Here is a 3,953-nt window from a genome sequence, read left to right on the forward strand (position 1 = left end):
CCCACCCCCCGAAACGGACGACGACCTGGCGCGCGTGGTTCGCGAGGGGTCGCTGGACGCGCTGGGCCAGGTGTACGCGCGCCACGGCGCCGCCGTGTACGCGGCCGCGTACCGCATCCTGGGCGTGCGCGCCGACGCCGAGGACGTGCTGCAGGACGTCTTCGTCGGTCTCGCCCGCGCCCTGGCCGGCTACCAGGAGCGCGGCAAGCTCCAGGCGTGGCTGCGGCGCGTGGCGGTGCGCGCCGCCCTCATGCGCCTGCGCGCCCGCGGCCGCCGCCGCGAGCAACCCTTCGCCGACCTCCCCGAGGCCGCCGGTCCCACGGGCGACGGCGCGCTGGACCGCGTGGCCCTGCAGGCCGCCCTGCGCGCCCTCCCCGACAAGCTCCGCACCGTCTTTGTCCTCAAGGAGATCGAGGGCTACTCGCACGACGAGGTCGCCGGCCTGCTGGGCATCTCCGCCGGCACCTCCGCGGTGCGGCTGTTCCGCGCCTGGAAGCTCCTCCGCACCGAGGTCACGAACGCATGATCACGCATCCTTCCCTTCCCCGCCTGTCCGCCTTTGCCAGCGGCGAGCTGGACGACGCCGGCCGCACCCGCGTGGCGCGCCACCTGGAGCGCTGCGCCCGCTGCCGCCGCGCCGTCACGGAGATCCGCGAGACCCGCGACGCCCTCCGCGAGGCCACCGCGCCCGCGCCGCCCGCCGGCGCGTGGGAGGCCATCGCCGCGCGCGTGTCCGCCGGCGAGCAGGTCATCCTTCCCGCCGCGCAGCCGGAGCACCCGCGCCGCGCCGCGCGTCCCTTCATCCGGGTCGCCGCCGTGCTCGCGCTGCTGCTGGCGGGCGGCGCGGCGGCCGTGCTCTCCACCCGCGAGGCCGTGGCGGAGGTGAGCGAGCTGACCCTGTCGCCGGACCGACCGGGGCCGGGCGCCACCATCCAGGTCGCCTATCGCCCCGCCACGCTGCTGGCCGGCGCGGACCGGCTGGTGCTGCGCGCGCGGCTGGTGGACGACCAGGGCCGGCCGCCGCACGACATCCTCCCCGTGCGCGTGGCCGAGCTGCGGCGCGACGGCGGCGTCTACCGCGGCAGCTTCGTCCTGCCGGACTCCATCGTCTACGCCGTCTTCGCCGTGGAGAACGCGGACGCGTCGCGCGTGGACCACAACGGCGAGGCGTGGGACCTGATGGTGCACGACGCGGCCGGCCGCCCCCTGCCGCGCGCCCTGCTGCGCCGCTCGGAGGACCTGGACCTGCGCGACCTGCAGGCATCCGAGGAGGCCGCGCGCCAGGCCACGGAGCTGTATCCCGACTTCCCGGCGGCGTGGCAGAAGCTCTACCTGGCGCAGATCCGCAGTGCCACGCAGGTCGTGAGCGACAGCCTGGAGCAGGTGAACCGCGCACGCGTCCGCGCCCTGTCCGACGCGTGGCGCACGCGCCCCAACCTCACGGAGGACGACGTCAGCACGTTCATCTTCTACGCCGACAACGCGGGCGACACGGCCACGGCGCGCGAGTGGAAGGAGCGGCTGTACCGCGACTTTCCCACGAGCGTGGCCGCGTACCAGCAGCGCGTCTTCGAGCTGATGCAGACCCGCGGCGACCATGCCGCCATCCACGCCGAGATGGAGCGGCTGTGGACGGAATCGCGCGGCACCTCGGGGCAGCTGGCGTTCACGGCGCTGCAGATGGCCGCGCAGGCGCGGGATGCGCAGAACATCCTGCTCTGGGGCGACCGGATGGCCGCGCTGGATCCGCGCTTCATCTCCGCCGTGGCGCGCTACGCCATGGCGCATCCCTCCATCCGCCCCCAGGCCATGGACCGCGTGCGGCGCGCCCTGCGCTGGATGGACGAGAACCAGGCCGCGAACCGCCCCCTCACGTTCACGGCGGCGGAGATGCGGCGGATGACGGACGCGGGACGCGGCTACTTCCTGGGCGTGCTGGGCCGCGCGCTCATGGAGGCCGGGCAGACGCGCGCCGGCATGGACACGCTGCAGATGGCCATGGGCGCCACGTGGGACCCCGCGCTCTTCCGCAGCATCGCCGACGCGCGGCTGGCGCAGGGCGACACGGCCGGCGCCGTGAGCGTGCTGGCGCGCGTGGCGGCGGACCCCGTCACCCCCGGCGCCTTTGCCGACAGCGCGCGCACGCGCCTGGGCCGCCACTGGCGCGCGGACGCGTGGGCCGCGCAGGTGCGGTCCGCCCGCGGGGAGATGCGCGACTGGGTGATGCAGGGGATGGAGAACCGCGCCGTCCGCGGCGACCTGGTGCTCACGGACACCGCGGGCGCGCCGGCGCGCATCGAGCCGGCGGGCGACGGGCCCACGTTCGTGGCGTTCTGGTCGCGCTGGTGCCCGCCCTCGCGGATGCAGCTGACCGAGCTGCAGCGCCTGGCGACGGAGCTGCGGGGCCGCGGGGTGCGCGTGGTGACGGTGGCGGAGGATGCGCGCAACGCGGACTTCCGCGAGTTCGTGCGGGAGAACGGGTTCACGTTCCCCATCTACTTCGACACGGACCGCGCCGCCCGCCGCGCCCTGCAGAACCAGGGCACGCCCACGTACCTGGTGCTGGATGCCAGCGGCCGCATCCGCTTCGACACGCACTCGCCCGAGGACGTGCTGCGGCAGGTGGAGGTGCTGCGGAACTGAAGGCGGATGCGGATCGGGCACGGAGGTGGGCTCCGCGCGGCGCCCCCTCCGGGCTCGTAAAACTCGCCCACCTCCCCCAAAAACCCCTGGGGGAGGTTGGTTATTTCATCCCGGAAGACGGCTGACGGAACGCGAAGCCCTGGTGCGCACGGTGTCCGATTCCGCGCGAAAAGCTCTGCCAAGCAACAACCCCTCCCCCGAAGTTGGGGGAGGGGTCGACCGCCGTCGCGAGGAACGAGCGAAAAGGCGGTCGGGGGAGAGGGCCCCCGTCGCGCAGCGACGGGCATCCTGCCATCTTCCCGATCCGCATCCCCCGCCCGAATCCGCTTCGCTCGCTCCACATCTGCCTGCCGCGCGCCGCCGATCCGCAATCCGCCGTTCCGCTTTCTTCTCCGTCCGCTACGCCACCCGTCCTCCGTTCCTGTCCCTCGCTTTCGTCCCTGCCCCCCTTCTGCTCCCCGCTTCCGTCGGTTACTCCGCCGCGGACGCCGTCGCCGGCGCGCCCGCATCCACCGCGCCGGAAGCGGCGGCCTCCATCCCCTCCCCCGCGCGGCGGCCCCACCACCAGAACAGACCGCCGATGAGCATCACGCCCACGAACACGGCCGTGCCCGCCTTGAGCGACGCGGCCGTGGCGCCCACGGCCGCATAGGCCAGCGCCGCGGGGATGGTCCCCGCCAGGGCCGAGAGCATGGCGCGCCCCCACGGCATGGGCGACGCGCCGGCCAGGATCATCACCGTCTCGGCCAGCATGGGCACGGGGCGCGAAGCGACGACGGCCAGCGTGCCGTACCGCGCCAGCAGCCGGCCCACGCGGTCGTGCTCCTCGGGCGTCACCAGCCGGCGGATCCAGTCGTTCCCCGCCCGGCCGATGGCGAACCCCACCGCCGCCGCCCCCAGCGACCCGATGAGCGACAGCGCCGCGCCCGTCCACAGGCCAAAGAGCAGGCCGTGCAGCATCATCACGCCGCTGCTGGGCACGGGCAGGGCCACGTCCACCACCAGCAGCCCCACCCCCACCAGGGCCGCGCCCGCGCCGCCGGCCCCCATCCACGGCCGCGCGTCCTCCACGGGCATCCCCAGCGCCGCCGCCACGCCGAACAGGGCGCCAAAAAGCACGATAAATCCACCCAGGAGCAGCCAGTAGCGTCGCATCGTCAGGGGCCTACAGGTGTTTGGGAGAACGGGAGATAGGGGCGGGAGACGGCACGGACCGGACGGCGGGCGCTCGGAGCACACCAAATGTTTGCTTGTGGGCGCCGCAGTCTGATACATATTTTGGCGGCAGACATCACGCGCGGCATTCAAGG

General features: G+C 74.1%; 3 protein-coding genes. 2 read left to right on the top strand and 1 reads right to left on the bottom strand.

The genetic code is table 11. The features are described from left to right. Both VFZ20_RS32550 and VFZ20_RS32555 read left to right on the top strand, forming a co-directional pair. A partial coding sequence (locus VFZ20_RS32550) for a sigma-70 family RNA polymerase sigma factor (protein ID WP_329688154.1) occupies positions 1-526 on the top strand: 526 nt, incomplete at its 5' end. After that, positions 523-2,643 (top strand): redoxin domain-containing protein, encoded by a 2,121-nt coding sequence (locus VFZ20_RS32555; protein ID WP_329688155.1) that lies wholly within the window; start codon positions 523-525, stop codon positions 2,641-2,643. The genes VFZ20_RS32550 and VFZ20_RS32555, both read left to right, overlap by 4 nt. Before the next feature lie 471 nt (positions 2,644-3,114). Here VFZ20_RS32555 and VFZ20_RS32560 read toward each other — a convergent pair whose 3' ends face one another. After that, positions 3,115-3,798 carry a VTT domain-containing protein gene (locus VFZ20_RS32560; protein WP_329688156.1) on the bottom strand — a complete coding sequence of 228 codons (684 nt, stop codon included), beginning with the start codon at positions 3,796-3,798 and terminating at the stop codon, positions 3,115-3,117. Between the last annotated feature and the right edge of the window lie 155 nt (positions 3,799-3,953).

Source organism: Longimicrobium sp., from assembly GCF_036280135.1.
Taxonomy (GTDB): domain Bacteria; phylum Gemmatimonadota; class Gemmatimonadetes; order Longimicrobiales; family Longimicrobiaceae; genus Longimicrobium.